Consider the following 18897-nt stretch of genomic DNA (forward strand, 5'->3'; position numbering starts at 1 on the left):
GGTCAGGCAACGAACTACGGATCGGGTGGAAGGATGGCCCCATGATCCGCAGCTTTGCCGATACTGAGACGGAACGCATCTGGAACCGCGACCGCAGCCGCAAGCTGCCGCCGGATATCCAGCGTCCTGCGCTTCGCAAGCTGCGACAGCTCAACCGCATCGTCAGCCCGCACGACCTGCTCATCCCGCCGGGCAATCGATTCGAGGAGTTGAAGGGCGCCCGTAAGGGAACATATAGTATTCGCATCAACGCCCAGTGGAGGATCACCTTCCGCTGGGAGGACGGGAGCGCGATCGATGTCCGCATCGAGGATTATCATCGATGATAGCGAGCGACTGCCGAACATCCATCCGGGCGAAATCCTCCGTGAGGATTTCCTGATCGGCAGCGAGATATCCGCTGCCGAGGTCGCCACGGGCGCGGGAATCGCCCGTGAGAAGCTCGACGCGCTGTTGAACGAACGCGCGCCGGTCGATGCCGAGTCCGCGCTTCGACTGGCTCGTTACTTCGGCATGAGCGAGACGTTTTTTCTCGGTTTGCAGAACGACTATGATCTCGAAGAGGCCCGGTCGGTTTACCGGGCCGATCTCGATCATATCGTCCCCCGCGCCGCTTAGCCCGTCGTCAGGTTTGCCGCGCTCACCCCGTAATAGCTCGCGACGCGATCAGCATAGGCCTGGTCGAACACCGGCGCGTTGTTCGACCAGCTCGGCCCGCCCTCGAGCAGGCGGCGGTCGATCGTCACCACGTAGAGGTCGCGCACCGGATCGAACTGGAGCAGCTCGAAAGGCAGCGGATAGAAGCTCTTGCCCATGCCAAGGAAGCCGCCGAGGCTGAGCACCGCATGCGTCGACCGGCCCGTGCCCTTGTGCACCATCAGCGCATAGACCGACCCGACCTGATCGCCGTCACGGCTCTCCACCTTCAGCGTGTGGGCGACGTTCGCTTGGACGAGCAATTGCGTAGCGGTGGTAGACTGGCTGTCGGTCGACATCGGATGCTCCTGGTTGTTGACGGGTGAACCGCCCGTTGCCCGCGCCGGTTCCACGCGCACGCCGCTTGAGGCATCGCCGCCCTTCCCGCATAAGCCGCCCGATGCGCATCCTTTCCGCCACCGCCCTGCTGCTCGCCGCGAGCGCCTGCGTGCCCCAGCCGGTGGCACCGCCCGCCCCCGCGCCCAAGCCGGTGGTGGCGCTGCCCGCGCCGCCGGTCACCGCCGCGCCGCGCGGTGCCGACTGGCGCGACTGGCCGCTGACCCCGGGCGACTGGACCTGGCAGCGCGACACGCGCGGCAGCATCGCGCGCTTCGCCCCCGCCGGCGGCCCCGCACGCCTCGCGCTGCGCTGCGACCGCGACCGGCGCCAGATCATCCTGTCGGTCGACGGCAGCGCCGCGACCACCCTCACCATACGCACCACCAGCATCGCGCGCGCGCTGCCGGTCCAGCCGAACGGCGGCAATCCGCCGTCGTTCGCCGCGACGCTGGCGGCCAATGACGGCCTGCTCGATGCGATGGGGTTCAGTCGCGGCCGTTTCGTGATCGAGCGGCCGGGCGCGTCGACGCTGGTCGTACCGGCCTGGGCGGAGATCGAGCGGGTGACCGAGGACTGCCGCGGCTGACGCGGCGGCGAGGGTCGGAATCGTCGCGTAAAATCCCCTGCATTACAAGACTTGTTTCCACCGCGGCGCATGTGCACATTGCGGGTGTGGCCGGGTCCGGTCACATGGCTATCAACAAGCGAAAGGAGGTGATCCGATGTCTCATGGTTCAGCAGTGAGTTCGGTTCGGTTCGTTCGGGGGACCGGCTTCTGACGTCCGTTTGAATCGTGTCGGGGGGTATCCTCCCCCAATCAACGGCACGACGAGGATGAACGAGGTCCCATGGTTTCCCGGGCTGGAGCTCTCCGGCCGCTGACCATGTTTGGAGGGTGTCGGGCTGCCGGGAGGCGCACGGCACCCTCTTCTCACATCTGGGGCAAGGCGCATTGGCCCAACGTGCCGTGACCGCACTTCCGCTTTGACTCGCCGGCGTCCGAAGATAGGTTCCTTCCGGACAGATGATCGGGAGGGACGGGATGTCGCCTGGAGTTCGCATCGGAATCGTCGCGCTCGCCGTCGCGCTGATTGCGCTGCTCGGCTGGCGGATCGATAGCCGCCATCCGGTCGTGCCCTCCCGTCCGGACACGACGCCCGTTCGCATTATCCCCGCCAATCCGATGCCGCCGTCCACGACGACGGCACCGACCGCCCCGCCGGCTTCGCCCACGCCGCAGCCGATCGCCGCCGCCTCATCGTCACCGCAAGATGACCTAGTCGCCGCCAACCTTCCGCCGCCGGAAAGCGACCCGCGGGAACTGCACGCCCGGTTTCAGGCCGAAGCACGCGACGCGAGCTGGGCAGGACGCCGGGAAACCGAATTGCGCCGCGCCTTCGCCGATATCCCGAACATCGGCAGCGACCCGCTCACCGTCCGCTGCGCTACGACGGTCTGCGAAGTCTCCGGCACCTATCCGCCCGGCCTGCCGCCCGACGCGGACCGCGGGGTGATGAGCGGCCTGCAAGGCCCGCAGCTATCGGATCACGCCCGAGCCCTTGGGCTCGACCAGGCCGCATCCTCGTTCAGCTCGGTGCGCGACCGGCCGAGCTTCCTGATCTTCTTCCGCCGCCGATAACGCCGTTCGCGCGCCGATCGACCGCATCGGCGCGCGTGGCTCTATAACGGGATCATGGCTGCAACGATCATCCGCCCCTATGCCGCGCCGGACAGGGACAGGATCCCGGCGCTGATCCTGCCGATCCAGCAGGTCGAGTTCGGGATGCCCATCACCGCGGGCGATCAGCCGGATCTGCTGGCGATCGACACTTACTATCAGACCGGCGCCGGCGGGTTCTGGGTGGCGGAGCGCGACGACGAGATCGTCGGCACGATCGGCCTCAAGGACATCGCCAAACGCAACGGCGCGCTGCGCAAGTTGTTCGTCGCCGCGCATGCCCGCGGTCGCGAGCTTGGCGTCGCCGTCGGGCTGCTCGATGCGCTGGTACAGCATGCCCGGCAAAACGGGATGCAGAACGTCTTTCTCGGTACCGCGCGGGACTTCCACAGCGCGCACCGTTTCTACAAGAAGAACGGCTTTCGGGAGATATCGCGCATGGGCCTGCCGGTGAATTTCCCGGTGATGATGGTGGACCGCAAGTTCTTCCAGCTCGCAATCCCGCAGTCGCCGACGACCACCGGCGGCCGCAGCCGGGTCAAAGGAACGCCTTTGCCCGGTTGAGCACCAGATTGCACACCTGGTTCTTCACCTGCCCGCGCAGCCCGTCGAGCGACAGCGCCTGCCCGCCCGGCGCCTGTACCTGCCCCGCCTGGCCCGCCGCATAGCCCGGCTGGCTCTGCACGTCCTTCTGTCCGGTCAGCCGTCCGAGCACACCCGCCGCGCCCGACGCGCCGCCACCGGTGCCGAGCAACCGGTTCTTGACGCAATAGCCGAGCAGCCCGGCGGCATTGCCCGCGCCGATCGACCCGATCCGCGGCAGCGCCCCGGCCCCGCCGCCGCCGCCGAGCAGGCTCTGCGCCTGCCCCAGCCACCCCCCGGCCTGCGACGTACCGGTGGCACCCCCGGTCTGCGGTGCCGGATCGGCGGTCTGCGCGCTCGCCAGCGTCGGCGCGAGGATCAGCGCGGCGGCAAGGATCGTCTTCATGGCAGGGCTCCCATCGTCATGATGGCCAACCAACCACCCGCCGCGGGCGCCGTTCCACCGCCGCCCGCGGCGATGGCTCGGCCCGTCCCGCTACTGCCGCCTCCGCTCACGCCGGCGTCAGCAGCCCCTCGCGTGCGATCTTCTCGCGCCACACCAGAGGCGCGAGCTGATGGACGTTCTGCCCCGCGCTGTCGACCGCGACGGTGACCGGGAAGTCGCTGACCTCGAATTCGTAGATCGCCTCCATGCCGAGATCCTCGAAGCCGACCACCTTCGACCCCTTGATCGCCCGCGCGACGAGATACGCCGCACCGCCGACCGCCATCAGATAGGCGCTCTTCGCCTCGGCGATCGCCTCGGTCGCCGCCGGGCCGCGCTCGGCCTTGCCGACCATCGCGAGCAGCCCCTGGTCGAGCATCATGCGGGTGAATTTGTCCATCCGCGTCGCCGTCGTCGGCCCCGCCGGCCCGACGACCTCCTCGCCGACCGGATCGACCGGCCCGACATAATAGATCACGCGCCCGCGGAAATCGACCGGCAGCGGCTCGCCCTTGGCCAGCATGTCGGCGATACGCTTGTGCGCGGCGTCGCGCCCGGTCATCATCTTGCCGTTGAGCAGCAGCCGGTCGCCATGCTTCCACTGCGCCACCACCTCGGGCGTCAGCGCGTCGAGATCGACGCGGATCGCGGCGCTGTCCGGCTGCCAGTCGACCTGCGGCCAGTCGCTGAGCTTCGGCGCCTCGAGATAGGACGGGCCGCTGCCGTCGAGCGTGAAATGCGCGTGGCGCGTCGCGGCGCAATTGGGGATCATCGCCACCGGCTTGGACGCGGCATGCGTCGGCCAGTCGAGGATCTTGACGTCGAGGATCGTCGACAGACCGCCCAGCCCCTGCGCACCGATGCCAAGCGCATTGACCTTGTCCATCAGTTCGATGCGCAGCGCCTCGATATCGTTCTTCGGGCCGCGTGCCTTGAGCTGCCCCATGTCGATCGCACCCATCAGCGATTGCTTGGCGAGCAGCATCGCCTTTTCGGCGGTGCCGCCGATGCCGATGCCCAGCATCCCCGGCGGGCACCAGCCCGCGCCCATTTGCGGGATCATCTCCAGCACCCAGTCGACGATGCTGTCGCTCGGGTTCATCATCTTGAACTTGGACTTGTTCTCCGACCCGCCGCCCTTGGCGGCGACGTCGACCGACACGCGCGACCCCGGCACCATCTCGACGTGCAGCACCGACGGCGTGTTGTCGCGCGTGTTGCGCCGGGTGAACGCCGGATCGGCGAGGATCGAGGCGCGCAGCTTGTTCTCGGGGTGCAGGTACGCCCGCCGCACGCCCTCGTCGATCACCTCCTGCAACGACAGGTCGCTGTCGAGCCGGCAATCCTGCCCCCATTTGACGAAGACGGTGACGATGCCGGTATCCTGGCAGATCGGCCGATGCCCTTCGGCGCACATCCGGCTGTTGGTCAGGATCTGCGCGATCGCGTCCTTCGCCGCCGGGCTCCGCTCGGCCTGATAGGCCTCGCCGAGCGCGCGGATGTAATCCATCGGATGATAGTAACTGATGAATTGCAGCGCATCGGCGACGCTGTCGATCAGGTCGGTGGCGCGGATGGTCGTGGTCACGGGGCGGGCTCCTTCGCGCCCGCCTTAAAGCCCGGAAGGATGGCCGCCAAGGCACGTTTCGGACCGGAGCCGGTGTCGTCCCCGCCACTTGCCGGGCGTTCTGCGAAGCCCCGCGATGCCGCCCCCCTCCAGTGTTCCCGCGAAAGCGGGAACCCAGAGTCACGCAAAACAACGTCTCATGGCGTTCATGGCCCTGGGCTCCCGCCTGCGCGGGAGCACTGCACATGCCCGACACACCCCGGCGGAGGCGGGAAGCCGCGAAACCCCGCGATGTCGCCCCCGCCAGTGTTCCCCGCGAAGGCGGGAACCCAGAGCCAAGCAAAACAACGTCTCTTGGCGTACGTGACCCTGGGCTCCCGCCTGCGCGGGAGCACTGCACATGCCCGACGCGCCCCCGCGGAGGCGGGAGGTCCGCGAGACCCCGCCATGTCGCCCCCCGCCAGTGTTCCCGCGAAAGCAGGAACCCAGAGCCAAGCAAAGCAACGTCTCGTGGCGTACGCGACCTTGGACTCCCGCCTGCGCGGGAGCACTGCACATGCCCGACGCACCCCGGCGGAGGCGGGAGGTTCGCGAACACCCCGCGATGTCGCCCCCTCAGTGTTCCCGCGAAGGCGGGAACCCAGGGCCAAGCAAAACAACTTCTCGTAGCGTACACGACCCTGGGCTCCCGCCTGCGCGGGAGCACTGCACATGCGACGCACCCCGGCGGAGGCGGGAGGTCTGCGAACACCCCGCGATGTCGCCCCCTCCAGTGTTCCCGCGAAGGCGGGAACCCAGGGCCAAGCAAAACAACTTCTCGTAGCGTACGTGACCCTGGGCTCCCGCCTGCGCGGGAGCACTGCACATGCCTGACGCACCCGAAAACCCGCGCGCCCACTCCTTTGCCCGAAGGTGACGAACGCCGGCACCGCGACCCAAAAACCCCCGTGATCGCAAAGCTTTCTCAACCATCACACGTTATTTTACGCGTCATGCCCCTGCCCTCCCCCACGCCCGATCAGATCCCCGCCGTCCCGGTGCTGCGCCTGCTCGGTCTCGGCGGCGAACAGAGCGACCATGAGGCGCAGATGCACGCCGGCCATCTCGCGCACGTCCGCACGATCTGGCCGTTCGCGCTCGCCGCACAGGGAATCGCCAGCGCGGTGCTGATCGGCGCGGCGCTGGGCGACGTCGCCACCAACGGCGCGCCGGTCGGCATCGTCGTCGCCATCGCGGCGCTGCTGCTGCCCTCGCTCGCCGCCTATGCGCTGCTCGCCGCGTCGCGGCCGCGCAGCTGGCCGCCGCACGTCCGCACCCGCGGTCTGGTGGCGAGCGCCACCGTCGCCGCCGCCGCCCTGCTCTGGCTGCTCTGGGCGTCGACGCGGCTGCCGATCAGCCCGGTCCAGCTCGGCTGCTTCGTCGGCCTCGCCGGCGCGATCGGCATGACCAGCATCGCCCTCCACCCGGTCCGCGCCGCGACGCTCGGCTTCGGCGCCGGGCTGGTGCTGATGCTCGCGCTCCTGTCCGACAGCGTGCTGCCGGCGCTGGTCGCGCTCGCCTTCCTCGTCTGCCTCGGCGTCGCCACCGCGCGGCTCGCCCGGCTCGACGGCCTCGCGGTGCAGCGCCGCGTCTCCGCCGCGCGCGAAGGCAACCTCGCGGTCAAGATGATCGCCGAATTCGAAGGCCATGGCACCGGCTGGTTCTGGGAGGCCGACCGCCAGGGCCGCATCACCTATCTCTCCGCCAAGGTCGCCGCGGCGCTCGCCCCGCCCTATCGCGATCCCGGCGGCTGCCTGCTCACCGACGTGTTCCGGATGGACAGCGCCTCGCCGGGCACCGAACGCACCCTCGCCTTCCACATCTCGTCGCGCACCTCGTTCGCCGATTATACCGTCTGCGCGACCGGCAGCACCGACGGCACCGAGCCCGATCGCTGGTGGTCGATCTCGGGCCGGCCGGTGATCGACGATCTCGGCCGCTTCCAGGGCTTCATCGGCTCGGGCAGCGACCTCACCGAGAAGCGCAAGTCCGATGCCGAGATCACCCGCCTTGCGCTGTTCGACGGCCTCACCGGCCTCGCCAACCGCCAGCGCATGCGCCAGAGCCTCGAAAAGACGCTGCAACCGCAGGGCGGCGTGCTGCGCCCCGCCTCGCTGTTCCTGATGGACCTCGACCGGTTCAAGGCGGTCAACGACACGCTCGGCCATCAGGCCGGCGATGCCTTGCTCAAGCAGGTCGCGCAACGGCTCGAACGCGTCGTCGGCGCGGTCGGGCTGGTCGGCCGGCTGGGCGGCGACGAATTCAAGGTGCTGCTGCCCGCGATCGACCATCGCGATACGTTGACGACGCTCGCCCGGGAACTGATCGCCGCGCTGTCACAGCCCTATTTCATCGCCGGCGCGACGGTGACGATCGGCTGTTCGATCGGCATCGCCATCGCCCCCCAGCACGGCGACAATGCCGAGGAGCTGGTCCGCAACGCCGATCTCGCGCTCTATGCCGCCAAGGCCGACGGCCGCGGCGTCCACCGCTTCTTCTCCGAGGAGATGCTGTCGGGCGCGAAGAGCCGCAAGGCGCTGGAGGACGACATGCGCGCCGCGCTGGCGGAGGGCGGCTTCCACCTCCATTATCAACCCGTGGTCTCGACCGCGACCGAGGAAATCACCGGCTATGAGGCGCTGCTGCGCTGGCAGCATCCGGTGCGCGGCCGCATCTCGCCCGCCGACTTCATCCCGGTGGCGGAGGAATGCGGACTGATCGAGGCGCTCGGCGAATGGGTGCTGCGCACCGCCTGCGACGCCGCCGCGCGCTGGCCGCGCGCGGTACGCGTCGCGGTCAACGTCTCGCCGATCCAGTTCGCCAACCCCGCCTTCCCGGCGATCGTCACCTCGGCGCTGGCGCGCAGCGGCCTGCCCGCGTCACGGCTTGAGCTGGAGATCACCGAGGGCGTGTTCCTCGACGAATCTGGCGCGACCGATGCGATGTTCCGCTCGCTGAAGGCGCTCGGCGTCCGCCTCGCGCTCGACGATTTCGGCACCGGCTATTCCAGCCTCGGCTATCTGCGCACCGCGCCGTTCGACAAGATCAAGATCGACCAGAGCTTCGTCCGCGGCGCGGCACAGCCGGGCAACCGCAATGCGGCGATCATCCGCGCCATCGTCACGCTCGCCGATACGCTCGCCATGGAGACGACCGCCGAAGGCGTCGAGATCCAGGACGAGATCGAGCTCGTCCGCACCCTGGGCTGCAGCCATATCCAGGGCTTCGTCTACGGCGCCGGCATCGCCGATGCGGAGGTGATCGTGCAGCTCGGCGGCGCGGTGCAGGCCGCGCCGGTCGGCCACAAGGTGAGCCGCGCGCCGCGCACCAAGATGCTGCGCTCGGCGCGGCTCGCGATCGGCCGCACGCAGGGCGACGTGCGCATCCGCAACATCTCCGCGAGCGGCGCGATGATCGACGGCGTCGCGATCGACGACGAGGCGGTCGGGCTCGACGTACTGATCGAACTGGTCGAGGACCAGATGTTCGCCGCCCGCGTCGCCTGGGCGCAGGACGGCAAGGCAGGGCTGCATTTCGCCGAGAATTTCAACCTCGACCGGCTCCAGCAGGCACAGCCCGGCCGCGTCGCCCGCCGCGCGACCTAGTCCCCATCGAGCCTCATCGGCGTAACGTAATTCCTCCCCCTGGCGGGCAGGGCTATCTCATATGACTAGCTGATAAGGCTCGATTGGTTTCCTCACGAGATTCGTCACCCCGGACTCGTTCGGGGTCCACCGGGCCGCAAGAGGACGGTACAGAACCAAGCCTTTCTCCTCGCCGCGGGGTGGACCCCGGAACAAGTCCGGGGTGACGGGGTGGGTTTGCACACGACGGACTCACAGAAATCTTCATATGCGATAGCCCTGCCCTAGCGGGGGAGGAATTAGACTGAATGTCGGTCCCACCTTAGTCCCGCCCTACCCGCTAGGCGCGTGATTCATGTCCGGATTCGCCGCGACTAAAAATTTTCGTTCCCGCATCGTTCCCTTGCGCTTTCCGTAACCCGCGGAAGTCCGCGCGTCGTGCGGCATCGTCCGCTGCCGGGGTGCACCGGCGGGGCGGAACCGGCCTCGCTCCGCCGCATTACCCCCTTGCCTGCCGCGTCGGTTTGCCACAACTTGTGGGGGTTGAGTTCGGGGGCGGACCCAATTGCTGGTAGAGAACACCGTCGATCCCCATATCGGGCATCGGCACCGGGCAAGCCGCGTAGTCGCGATGTGCTCATTTTGTTCTCTTCCTCGGGCCGCCTTGGTGGTAGCATGAGAATGCACCGCCGATTCGAACACTTAGAGAACGAAGGATCGGTTTCGATGGATTTCAGGGACACGCAGGGTGAAGCAATGACCAGCGACACGATCGAAGCACCGGCCGGCGAAGCCACCACCGATGCGGCACGCGCCACCACCGCCTCCCCCGCAACCGAGGCGGTCGGCACCGGCAGCAAGGCGGTCCGCGCCCGCCCCTATCCGGTCGAGGTCGACCATAGCCGCGACGCGCTGCTCACCGACTTCGGCAAGGAGACGCTGAACGACCGCTATCTGCTGCCGGGCGAGAGCTATCAGGACCTCTTCGTCCGCGTCGCCTCGGCCTATGCCGACGATGCCGCGCATGCACAGCGCCTGTACGATTATATCTCGAAGCTGTGGTTCATGCCGGCGACGCCGGTGCTGTCGAACGGCGGCACCGGGCGCGGCCTGCCGATCAGCTGCTATCTCAATTCGGTCCCCGACAGCCTCAACGGCATCGTCGACACGTGGAACGAGAACGTCTGGCTGGCCAGCCGCGGCGGCGGCATCGGCACCTATTGGGGCAACGTCCGCGGCATCGGCGAGCCGGTCGGCCTCAACGGCAAGACCAGCGGCATCATCCCCTTCGTCCGCGTGATGGACAGCCTGACGCTCGCGATCTCGCAGGGTTCGCTGCGCCGCGGCTCGGCCGCCTGCTATCTCGACATCAGCCATCCGGAGATCGAGGAATTCCTCGAGATCCGCAAACCCTCGGGCGATTTCAACCGCAAGGCGCTCAACCTGCACCACGGCGTGCTGCTCACCGATGCCTTCATGGAGGCGGTGCGCAACGGCGAGGAATGGCATCTCCGCAGTCCGAAGGATCAGACGATCCGCCAGACGGTGGATGCACGATCGCTGTTCCAGAAGCTGGTCGAGACCCGCCTGCAGACCGGCGAACCGTACATCGTCTTTGCCGACCACGTGAATTCCAACATGCCCAAGCATCATCGCGAGCTGGGCCTCAAGGTGTCGACCTCGAACCTGTGCAGCGAGATCACGCTGCCGACCGGCGTCGACCATCTCGGCAACGACCGCACCGCGGTCTGCTGCCTGTCGAGCCTCAACCTCGAGACATGGGACCAGTGGAAGGACGAGAAGGGCTTCATCGAGGACGTGATGCGCTTCCTCGACAACGTCCTGCAGGATTATATCGACCGCCACGAGCCGGGCATGGAGCGCGCCGCCTATAGCGCGGGCCGCGAACGTTCGGTCGGGCTCGGCGTGATGGGCTTCCACTCCTTCCTCCAGGCGCGCGGCCTGCCGTTCGAGGGGGCGATGGCCAAGTCGTGGAACCTGCGGATGTTCAAGCACATCAAGGGCCAGGCGGACGAAGCCTCGATGCAGCTCGCGATCGAGCGCGGCCCCTGCCCCGACGCCGCCGACACCGGCGCGATGGAGCGGTTCAGCTGCAAGATGGCGATCGCGCCGACCGCGTCGATCAGCATCATCTGCGGCGGCACCAGCGCGTGCATCGAGCCGATCCCGGCCAACATCTACACGCACAAGACGCTGTCGGGCAGCTTCTCGGTCAAGAACCCCTATCTCGAAAAGCTGCTCAACGAGAAATCGAAGAACAGCGACGCGGTGTGGAACTCGATCCTCGAACATGGCGGTTCGGTCCAGCATCTCGACTTCCTCTCGGTGGAGGAGAAGGACTGCTACAAGACCAGCTTCGAGATCGACCAGCGCTGGCTGCTCGAACTCGCCGGGGACCGCACGCCCTATATCGACCAGGCGCAGTCGCTGAACCTGTTCATCCCCGCCGACGTCGAGAAGTGGGATCTGTTGATGCTCCACTTCCGCGCCTGGGAGCTCGGCATCAAGTCGCTCTATTACCTGCGCTCCAAGTCGGTGCAGCGCGCCGGGTTCGCCGGATCGGGCGGGGTCGAGGCGGACAATACGATCGCCGCACCCAAGTTCGAGATCGGCGAGACGACCGACTATGACGAATGTCTGGCGTGCCAGTGAGCGCATAGGTCGCCCTCACCCTCCCACCCGACTGCGTCGGGCGGGCCCCTCCCTCTCCCGGAGGGAGAGGGTGAGGTGGCCACCATTCCTTCTCCCATCGGGAGAGGGAGGGAGCCGCGCAGCGGCGGAAGGGTGAGGGTGAGATGCGTCTCTACAAAAACCAGCCTTCCGGTACGGTCGAGCACGCCCGGCAACTCCGTCGTGCCGCATCGGAACCCGAGCGTCGTCTGCTGTATGGATTACGTGCGGCATTCCCGACGCTGAAGTGGCGCCATCAGACACCCATCGGGCCTTACCGAGCCGACATCCTCTGCTTCTCCGAACGCCTCGTCATCGAGGTCGACGGCGACACCCACGCCGCCACGCCGGAAGCCGACGCCATCCGCACCCGCTTCATCCAACGCCAAGGCTTTTCCGTGATCCGCTTCGCCAACCCTGACGTGATGACGAACCTCGACGGCGTTCTGGCGCGCATTTCCTTCTCCCTCCGGGAGAAGGAGGGAGCGCCGGAGGCGCGGAAGGATGAGGGTGACCACGCACAGAAAAAGGGCGGCACCGCATGACCGGCACCGCCCTCACCCTTCCGCCGCCTGACGGCGGCTCCTTCCCTCTCCCGCTGGGAGAGGGAAAGTGCGGATCACTCCGCCTCTTCGAACATGTCCACCGCATTGGCGGCGGTGGCCGACAGCCGCACCGTATCGCCCTCGATCTCGGCGACGAGGCCGGCGGGCAGGTAATGATGCTTGCCGCCCTGCCCGTCCTCGGTGCTCGGCGAATCGTTCTTGGTGAGCTTGATGCGCTCGCCCTCGACGTGGTCGACGGTGCCGACGTGGACGCCGTCGGCGCCGATGACGGTCATATGCTCTTTGATGTTGCTGTGATCGTGCATGACAAAGCTCCTGCAAGGGGTTCGGCGGTCCAACGACCCGCCCCGCAATTGGATGCATCGCGCGTCCCTGCCCGAGCCGAGCCCTGATGCCGCTGCAGAGCCTCGTCATGTTCGCGGTCGCCGCGGTGTTCGGCCTCGGCGGCGCGTGGATGCTGTTCGAGCTGCGCCGCCCGCAGGGGCCGGCGCGCGTCTACGTCTACCGCATGGCCGGCATCATGGCCGTCTCCCTCGCCATCGTCCTCGCCTTTTCGGCGCATGCGATGTGGCAATGGAGCGGCCAGCCCTAACCTCTTTCGCCCGATATCCTATTTACGAAGATCCCACGGAGTAGTCCCCATGTCCCTCCTCGAAGCCCGCAAGCAGTACAAGCCGTTCGAATACCCCTGGGCGTTCGAATTCTGGAAGCGTCAGCAGCAGCTCCACTGGCTCCCCGAAGAGGTGCCGCTGGGCGAGGATTGCCGCGACTGGGCGCAGAAGCTGACCGATCACGAACGCAACCTGCTCACCCAGATCTTCCGCTTCTTCACCCAGGCCGACGTCGAGGTGCAGGATTGCTACCACGAGAAATACGGCCGCGTGTTCAAGCCGACCGAGGTCAAGATGATGCTGACCGCGTTCAGCAACATGGAGACGGTGCATATCGCCGCCTACAGCCATCTGCTCGACACGATCGGCATGCCCGAGAGCGAATATGGCGCCTTCCTCGAATATGCCGAGATGAAGGAAAAGCATGACTATATGCAGAATTTCGGCGTCGAGAACGACGAGGACATCGCCCGCACGCTCGCCATGTTCGGCGGCTTCACCGAGGGCGTGCAGCTCTTCGCCAGCTTCGCGATGCTGATGAACTTCCCGCGCTTCAACAAGATGAAGGGCATGGGCCAGATCGTCACCTGGTCGATCCGCGACGAGAGCCTGCATTGCGAGGGCATCATCAAGATGTTCCACACCTTCTGCCACGAGCGCCAGTGCCTGACCAAGGCGGTGAAGGACGATATCGCCGACGTCTGCCAGACGACGATCCGGCTCGAGGACAATTTCATCGACCTCGCGTTCGAGATGGGCCCGGTCAACGGCATGACGCCCAAGGAGATCAAGAAGTACATCCGCTACATCGCGGACTGGCGGATGGGGCAGCTCGGCCTCAAGCCGATCTACATGATCGACGAACACCCGCTGCCGTGGCTGGCGCCGATGCTGAACGGCGTCGAGCACGCCAATTTCTTCGAACAGCGCGCGACCGAATATTCGAAGGCCGCGACCAAGGGCCAGTGGAACGACGTCTGGGATTCGTTCGACAAGCGCCAGAAGGCCAAGATCGGCCGCCCGGCGAACGAGGATGCGGGCGAGGCCAGCGGGGATATGTTCTCGCAGGCTGGGGTTGCGGCGGAGTAACGGAAGGGGGAACGGCAATGGTTTCGGTATTTAGACTTCCGGCAAGTTTGCAGACCGATAATGATCAGCAGGGTTGGCTAGATCTAAGCGACCTCGACGGAGTGCGCATTGATCCGTTCGGAATGGGAGTGCTCAACGATGGCACCCCATTCCTTACGCAGCGTGGATTAGCTGCGCTCTGTGGTGTGAAAAATGCTCATATCGGCACCATCAGTAGTCAGTGGTCGGAACCTTTACCGAAACCAAGAATCAACAAAATCCGGGATATTTTGGCAAGAGATGGACATGAGCTTCCCACCGCTCACGTTCAGGTGCGCGCAAACAATAGAGTAATTTACGCTTATCGTGAGGAAATATCCCTCGCGGTGATTGAATATTATGCCTTCGATGCGGGCCAATTTTGCCAACCTGAGGCACGAGACAACTTTCGGGTTCTAGCCAAAAAAGGCTTTCGAGATGCTATATACGAGAGCGTTGGATATACGCCCGAACAAGGGCTTACCGAGAAGTGGCGAGCATTTCACGATAGAATTTCACTCGTATATCATAGCGCGCCAGACGGTTTCTTCAGCATATTTAAGGAAAGTGCCGAAGTTACTGTAACTCTTGGACAAAGCGGTATTTACTCAAGTGAAAATATCGTACCAGACATAAGCATAGGAAAATGTTGGGGCCAGTTCTGGAGGGATCACGATTTGGAAAAGATCTATGGCCATCGCTTAGAGTATAAGCATTATTATCCCGATTATTTTCCTCAGTCTGTCTCCAACCCTCAAACCCCTTGGTGCTACCCTGAGTCATCTCTCGGAGAGTTTAAACGATGGCTCCGTGAAGACTACATCAGGGGTGGGAAATTCCGAAACTATCTTGGTGGTCAGTTACAGAAAAAGCAGATTGATGCACCTGCCGCGCAACAGGCATTAGCGGCATACAAACTTCCGCCCTTGTTAACTAAGGCTGCCAATCCGGCGGATCATATCTAATGGGCACTCATTCCTCGCGATCTCCCACGAACGTCAACCCCGTCCATCGCGCTTAACCCTGTTGGGCAACCCAGCGGCAACGCCCCGCCGCTATGTCACGCTGATGCTCCCCACCCCGCGCATCTTCCGCAGCCGCTGGGCGGCGCTGCTCTGGGCCGGGGGGATCGTCTGGGCGGCGGTCGATTATGCCGGCTCGGCCTCGAACAGCGCCGACGGCAATGCCGCGATCACCGACGCGTCGGGCGAGGTCACCAATGCCGCAGACCTCGCCACCGTCGCCAACCTCATCGGCGAGTGAGTCGCGCGCGCCGCCGCGCCACAATAGGATCGCGATCCCCCGGCCTCCGTCCGTAACGCCGCCAAGCCATTGAACGCACGCCGATCCGCCCGCCGCGTCGATCCGCGCTGTCCTACACGCATCGCCGCCGGCTAGGCTTCCGTCCTCGCCGCTCGTCAACAACGGGCGACGCGACGCTCTTTGCCATGGGTTCAGAAATCGAAACGATGGAAGGCAATCGTTTCCATTAAGGTGTCCATCTTGTCCATGTTCAGCGTCCAACCGCCTGAACGGACACGATATGCCCGTCCAACAGCCTCAGCGGCTGCGGCGGGTCGGCGCGTGGAAGTCGGCGGGCTTGTCGGCCACCCAGGCGACGAAGCGCGCGATCCCCGGATGCGCGGCGAGCGTCACCGGATCGGCATAGGTCCGCGCCAGCTCGGCATTGGGGATCAGCGCATGGACGGTGCGGTGACAGATCGGATGGACCGCGGCGGTGACGCGCCCGCCTTCGGATTTGGGGACGAGGTGATGCCATTCCACCTTCACGCCCAGCGCCCGCCCGCAGATCGGGCAGGGCGGCGGCGGCGCCTCGCGCGCGGCGCGTGCCTCGGCCTCCGCCAGCCCCGCCCTGCGCTTCACCCGTCCGACCATGATGCCGATATAGGCAGCGGCCGAGCGGCAACCACCGGCGCCACAACGAAAAAGGGCGGGCCTGCCGTAGCAGACCCGCCCCGTTCGAACCGTTCTGACGAACGATTAGAAGTGTGCGACCACACCCGCCATCGGGCGGAAGCTGTGCGCGTCGTCGAAGGTCGAAACCTCCATACGCAGGCGCAGACCCGAATTGCCGGTCAGGCCGCCGAGGCCGATGTCCTTCGGGCCGACTTCGGCGCCGATGCCATAGACGGTCGCGTGATAGTCGCGGTTCAGGTCGCCGGCGACGCCCGGAGCGAACTTGTCGAAGTTGTTCCAGCGGTAGCCGACCTTGCCGTAGAACAGGCCGCTGTCGCCGGCGCGGAAGCCGAAGCGGCCGTACGCGCCATACTGCCAGTCGATGTCACCCGACACGCCCTTGGCGACCGCACCCTCGGCGCCGACGAACACCGGGCCGAGCGGCACGTTGAAGCCGACGATGCCTTCGACCAGCGCGCCGTCGAGGTTATAGCCCTTGGGCTGCGCGGGGATGCCGGCAACGGCCTGGCGGTCGAACTGCTCCCAGCCGCCCATCACGGCGACATACGGCTCGATGCCGAAAGCGCGCGTGCCGTCCGGAGCCTTGGGCGCGGTGTCGACCTGCGCGTCGGTGGCGACGGTGGTGTCGGTCGTGCCGGTGGTCGACATGTCCTGCGCGAAGGCGGGGACGGCGAAGGACGCTGCCGCAACGGCGGCCGCGAGGGCGAGCTTACGCATATGAATGTACCTTGTGTTGCCTCAACTCGGGCGACGACACCGCAGCGTCGTGCAACCCAGGTCCGTCCAAACTGCGATTTTGGACCTTTGTTGCACCGCGACGGCACTTTTGCCCGGAACGTCCGCCGCTGTGGCTTTCGCGCCACACTTCCTGTCACCCGGATGAACGAACCCACGGCAATCCGTGCGTCCGCGTCCGCACGAGGTCGACGGGGGCTCGCGCCGATCATATCGCCGGTGCGAAGGCGGGCGCGATCAGGGCGCGCGCGGGGCCAGCTTGCGCAGCGACGCGCTCGGCAGCGACGACGGCCGTGCCGCGGTCCGCACGGCGCGATGGCCACTGCCGGCGGCGTAATTGGCGATGTCGGATTGCGCCCGCGATGCCGCCGCCTCGACGTTGACGGTGGTGTCCGTCGATTGGCTCGCCGGGCGCGAGCAGGCGGCCAGACTCATCGCCCCCACCAGGGGCAGCAGCAGGATACGCATAACGGGTCCGATTACACAGGGGCAGCGCAAACGCCGCCCCGTCGGCATCGTTCCCCGGCACGAGCCGGGGAACGATGCCGGCCCGGATCAGGGGCGCAGCGCCACGGCGTCGGCGTCGTCCAGATCGTCGTCCTCGTCCGACGTCGTGCCGGCATCAAAATCGTCCTGGGCGTCGTCCTCGTCGATATCCGCCTCGTCCATGTCGACGGTCGGGTCGCTCTCGCCGACCTCTTCCGAATCCATGTCGAGCTCGTCGATCGGCTCGTCTTCCTCGTCGTCGTCGCCGAGGTCGGGGTTGAGGTCGGTCAGCACCAGCCCGTCGCTGGGGCCGTTGCGCGTCGCCTCCAGGATCTCGGCGCGCTGGCTCTCGTCATAGCCCTCTTCGTCATAGCCGTCGTCGCCCGAGCCATGGCCCGTGACCTGATGTCCACCCATCGAAACCTCCTCGTGTTACCCGGTGCGAACGGCGGGGAGGCGGCGGCGGTTCCGCGGTCGTCAGGCGGCGCGGAACAACCGGCCGCGTTCGGTGACCGCCACGACGCCCAGCGCGACGACGCCGCAGATCAGGAAGCCGGCGGCGAGCGGCGCGGTGCTGCCGTCGAACGCCTGGCCGATGACAACGCCGATCACCGCGCCGAAGGTGACGCTGGTGAAGCCCTGGACGCTGGAGGCGGTGCCGGCGATCCCGCCCATATTCTCCATCGCCATCGACGAGAAATTGGAGGTGGCGAGCCCGAAACAGCCCATCGTCAGCGCCTGGAGGATGACGAAGCCGACCAAGGTCTCATAGCCGGCGAGCGCGACGGCGAGGTGGATCGCGCTCAGCACGACAAGCCCGATCACCGCGCTGTGGCTGATCAGCCGCGTGCCGAGCCGCATCACCAGCCGCGCGTTGGTCAGATTGGCGCCCGCCATCAGCGCCGCGGTGACGGCGAACATCACCGCGAGCAGCTGTGGGTGCTTGAACGTATCGAACATGATCTGCTGGACGGAATTGAGATAGCCGTAGTGCGCGCCCATCAGCGAGGTCGAGGCGAGCGTATAGCCGAGCGACCAGCGATCACTCAGCGTCTGCTTCCAGCCGCCGGCGACGCGCCGCACCGACAGCGGCTGCTGCGCATCGGCGTGGAGCGTCTCGGGCATGCGTACGAAGAACCACGTCCAGATCACCAGGCTCAGCCCGGCGACGACCCAGAAGATACCGCGCCAATTGGCGAACAGCAGCACCGTCTGGCCAAAGGCGGGGGCAAGCACGGGGACGATCATGAACACCATGAAGGCGATCGACATCACCCGCGCCATCGGCCGACCGTGGTAGCAGTCCCGGACCATCGCGACGGTGGCGACGCGGGTCGCGGCGACCATCGCCCCGCCGAACACCCGCGCGGCGAGCAGCAGCACGAAGCTCGCCGACACCGCGCAGGCGATGTTGGCGATGACATAGCCGCCGATCGCCCACAGCAGCACCGTCCGCCGCCCGAAACGGTCGGCGAGCGGCCCGTGCGCGAGTTGCGCGATGCCGAAGCCGAGCACGAAGGCGGTGACGATGAACTGGCGCTGGTTCTCGGTGGCGATACCCAGCGACCGGCCGATCGCCGGCAGCGCAGGCAGCATCGAATCGATGCCGAGCGCGGCGAGCGACATCAGCGCCGCGACGAGGGCGACGAACTCGACGAAGCCGATCGGCGCGCCCGCCGGCTCGCCGGCGACATGAGGGGCAGGAGCAGGGGCAGCGCCGTCGAGCGCCGGCGCGGAAGTGGGGATGGAACGGGTCACGATGCCGCCTCCCCTACCCGCAAGCGGCGGCCATCGGAACCCTGCTTGATCGCCGCGGCGCGACGCCCTACGTGT

At 66.5% G+C, this 18897-nt stretch carries 21 protein-coding genes; 12 read left to right on the plus strand and 9 right to left on the minus strand.

What is annotated here, in order from left to right:
* Nucleotides 1-41 precede the first annotated feature (41 nt).
* Nucleotides 42-326, plus strand: coding sequence for a type II toxin-antitoxin system RelE/ParE family toxin (locus MC45_RS12190; RefSeq protein WP_038663548.1), 285 nt, complete (start codon nt 42-44; stop codon nt 324-326).
* Nucleotides 298-618: a HigA family addiction module antitoxin gene (locus MC45_RS12195; RefSeq protein WP_038663550.1), complete on the plus strand. Its 321-nt coding sequence runs from the start codon at nt 298-300 to the stop codon at nt 616-618. The genes MC45_RS12190 and MC45_RS12195 overlap by 29 nt, the downstream gene beginning before the upstream one ends.
* On the opposite strand, the gene MC45_RS12200 is transcribed toward MC45_RS12195, so the two are convergent.
* Entirely contained in the window at nt 615-995 is a 381-nt protein-coding gene (locus MC45_RS12200) for a PRC-barrel domain-containing protein (RefSeq protein ID WP_038663553.1), read from the minus strand. The two genes, MC45_RS12195 and MC45_RS12200, sit on opposite strands and share 4 nt — an antisense overlap.
* Before the next feature lie 101 nt (nt 996-1096).
* Between MC45_RS12200 and MC45_RS12205 the strand changes: the two genes are divergently transcribed.
* The 3 genes from MC45_RS12205 to MC45_RS12215 all read left to right on the plus strand — a co-directional run bounded on the left by MC45_RS12205 (nt 1097) and on the right by MC45_RS12215 (nt 3277).
* Nucleotides 1097-1621 carry a hypothetical protein gene (locus tag MC45_RS12205; RefSeq protein WP_038663556.1) on the plus strand — a complete coding sequence of 175 codons (525 nt, stop codon included), beginning with the start codon at nt 1097-1099 and terminating at the stop codon, nt 1619-1621.
* Nucleotides 1622-2077: 456 nt separating this feature from the next.
* On the plus strand, nt 2078-2674 hold the full coding sequence (locus MC45_RS12210) for a hypothetical protein (RefSeq protein WP_038663559.1): 597 nt from the start codon (nt 2078-2080) through the stop codon (nt 2672-2674).
* A gap of 54 nt (nt 2675-2728) precedes the next feature.
* The gene (locus tag MC45_RS12215; protein ID WP_052075647.1) at nt 2729-3277 is read left to right on the plus strand and encodes a GNAT family N-acetyltransferase; all 549 of its coding nucleotides are present in this window, start codon (nt 2729-2731) and stop codon (nt 3275-3277) included.
* Here the strand turns inward: MC45_RS12215 and MC45_RS12220 are convergent.
* Together MC45_RS12220 and MC45_RS12225 are read right to left on the minus strand one after the other, a co-directional pair.
* Nucleotides 3252-3701, minus strand: a complete 450-nt coding sequence (locus MC45_RS12220) for a DUF2501 domain-containing protein (protein WP_038663562.1) — start codon at nt 3699-3701, stop codon at nt 3252-3254. The genes MC45_RS12215 and MC45_RS12220 overlap by 26 nt on opposite strands.
* A gap of 106 nt (nt 3702-3807) precedes the next feature.
* Nucleotides 3808-5328: a fumarate hydratase gene (locus MC45_RS12225; protein WP_038663565.1), complete on the minus strand. Its 1521-nt coding sequence runs from the start codon at nt 5326-5328 to the stop codon at nt 3808-3810.
* Nucleotides 5329-6299: 971 nt separating this feature from the next.
* Between MC45_RS12225 and MC45_RS12230 the strand changes: the two genes are divergently transcribed.
* The 3 genes from MC45_RS12230 to MC45_RS12240 all read left to right on the plus strand — a co-directional run bounded on the left by MC45_RS12230 (nt 6300) and on the right by MC45_RS12240 (nt 12166).
* Nucleotides 6300-8951, plus strand: coding sequence for an EAL domain-containing protein (locus MC45_RS12230; RefSeq protein ID WP_156143831.1), 2652 nt, complete (start codon nt 6300-6302; stop codon nt 8949-8951).
* 705 nt (nt 8952-9656) lie between these two features.
* Nucleotides 9657-11603 (plus strand): ribonucleoside-diphosphate reductase subunit alpha, encoded by a 1947-nt coding sequence (locus MC45_RS12235; RefSeq protein WP_038663568.1) that lies wholly within the window; start codon nt 9657-9659, stop codon nt 11601-11603.
* Between the two features lie 143 nt (nt 11604-11746).
* A complete protein-coding gene (locus tag MC45_RS12240) occupies nt 11747-12166 on the plus strand; it encodes an endonuclease domain-containing protein (protein ID WP_038663572.1) in 420 nt (139 codons plus the stop codon).
* A 74-nt stretch (nt 12167-12240) separates the two neighbouring features.
* On the opposite strand, the gene MC45_RS12245 is transcribed toward MC45_RS12240, so the two are convergent.
* A complete protein-coding gene (locus tag MC45_RS12245; RefSeq protein WP_037531986.1) occupies nt 12241-12492 on the minus strand; it encodes a DUF2171 domain-containing protein in 252 nt (83 codons plus the stop codon).
* An 86-nt stretch (nt 12493-12578) separates the two neighbouring features.
* Here MC45_RS12245 and MC45_RS12250 point away from each other — a divergent pair, with 86 nt between their 5' ends.
* From MC45_RS12250 to MC45_RS12260, 4 genes are all read left to right on the plus strand, one after another.
* The gene (locus MC45_RS12250; protein ID WP_038663575.1) at nt 12579-12779 is read left to right on the plus strand and encodes a hypothetical protein; all 201 of its coding nucleotides are present in this window, start codon (nt 12579-12581) and stop codon (nt 12777-12779) included.
* A 49-nt stretch (nt 12780-12828) separates the two neighbouring features.
* Complete coding sequence (locus tag MC45_RS12255; protein WP_038663577.1) at nt 12829-13887, plus strand: ribonucleotide-diphosphate reductase subunit beta; 1059 nt, start codon at nt 12829-12831, stop codon at nt 13885-13887.
* Nucleotides 13888-13904: 17 nt separating this feature from the next.
* Nucleotides 13905-14870, plus strand: a complete 966-nt coding sequence (locus MC45_RS19340; RefSeq protein WP_156143832.1) for a BstA C-terminal domain-containing protein — start codon at nt 13905-13907, stop codon at nt 14868-14870.
* Nucleotides 14871-14973: 103 nt separating this feature from the next.
* A complete protein-coding gene (locus tag MC45_RS12260; RefSeq protein WP_038667262.1) occupies nt 14974-15168 on the plus strand; it encodes a hypothetical protein in 195 nt (64 codons plus the stop codon).
* Between the two features lie 297 nt (nt 15169-15465).
* Here the strand turns inward: MC45_RS12260 and MC45_RS12265 are convergent, their stop codons facing one another.
* The 5 genes from MC45_RS12265 to MC45_RS12285 all read right to left on the minus strand — a co-directional run bounded on the left by MC45_RS12265 (nt 15466) and on the right by MC45_RS12285 (nt 18822).
* Nucleotides 15466-15801, minus strand: coding sequence for an HNH endonuclease family protein (locus MC45_RS12265; RefSeq protein ID WP_038663580.1), 336 nt, complete (start codon nt 15799-15801; stop codon nt 15466-15468).
* A gap of 105 nt (nt 15802-15906) precedes the next feature.
* Entirely contained in the window at nt 15907-16560 is a 654-nt protein-coding gene (locus tag MC45_RS12270) for an outer membrane protein (protein WP_038663583.1), read from the minus strand.
* Nucleotides 16561-16815: 255 nt separating this feature from the next.
* Nucleotides 16816-17046 carry a hypothetical protein gene (locus MC45_RS12275; protein ID WP_038663586.1) on the minus strand — a complete coding sequence of 77 codons (231 nt, stop codon included), beginning with the start codon at nt 17044-17046 and terminating at the stop codon, nt 16816-16818.
* 87 nt (nt 17047-17133) lie between these two features.
* Nucleotides 17134-17481, minus strand: a complete 348-nt coding sequence (locus MC45_RS12280) for a hypothetical protein (RefSeq protein WP_038663589.1) — start codon at nt 17479-17481, stop codon at nt 17134-17136.
* A gap of 60 nt (nt 17482-17541) precedes the next feature.
* Complete coding sequence (locus MC45_RS12285; RefSeq protein ID WP_038663591.1) at nt 17542-18822, minus strand: multidrug effflux MFS transporter; 1281 nt, start codon at nt 18820-18822, stop codon at nt 17542-17544.
* Nucleotides 18823-18897 lie beyond the last annotated feature (75 nt).

Source organism: Sphingomonas taxi, assembly GCF_000764535.1.
GTDB lineage: Bacteria > Pseudomonadota > Alphaproteobacteria > Sphingomonadales > Sphingomonadaceae > Sphingomonas > Sphingomonas taxi.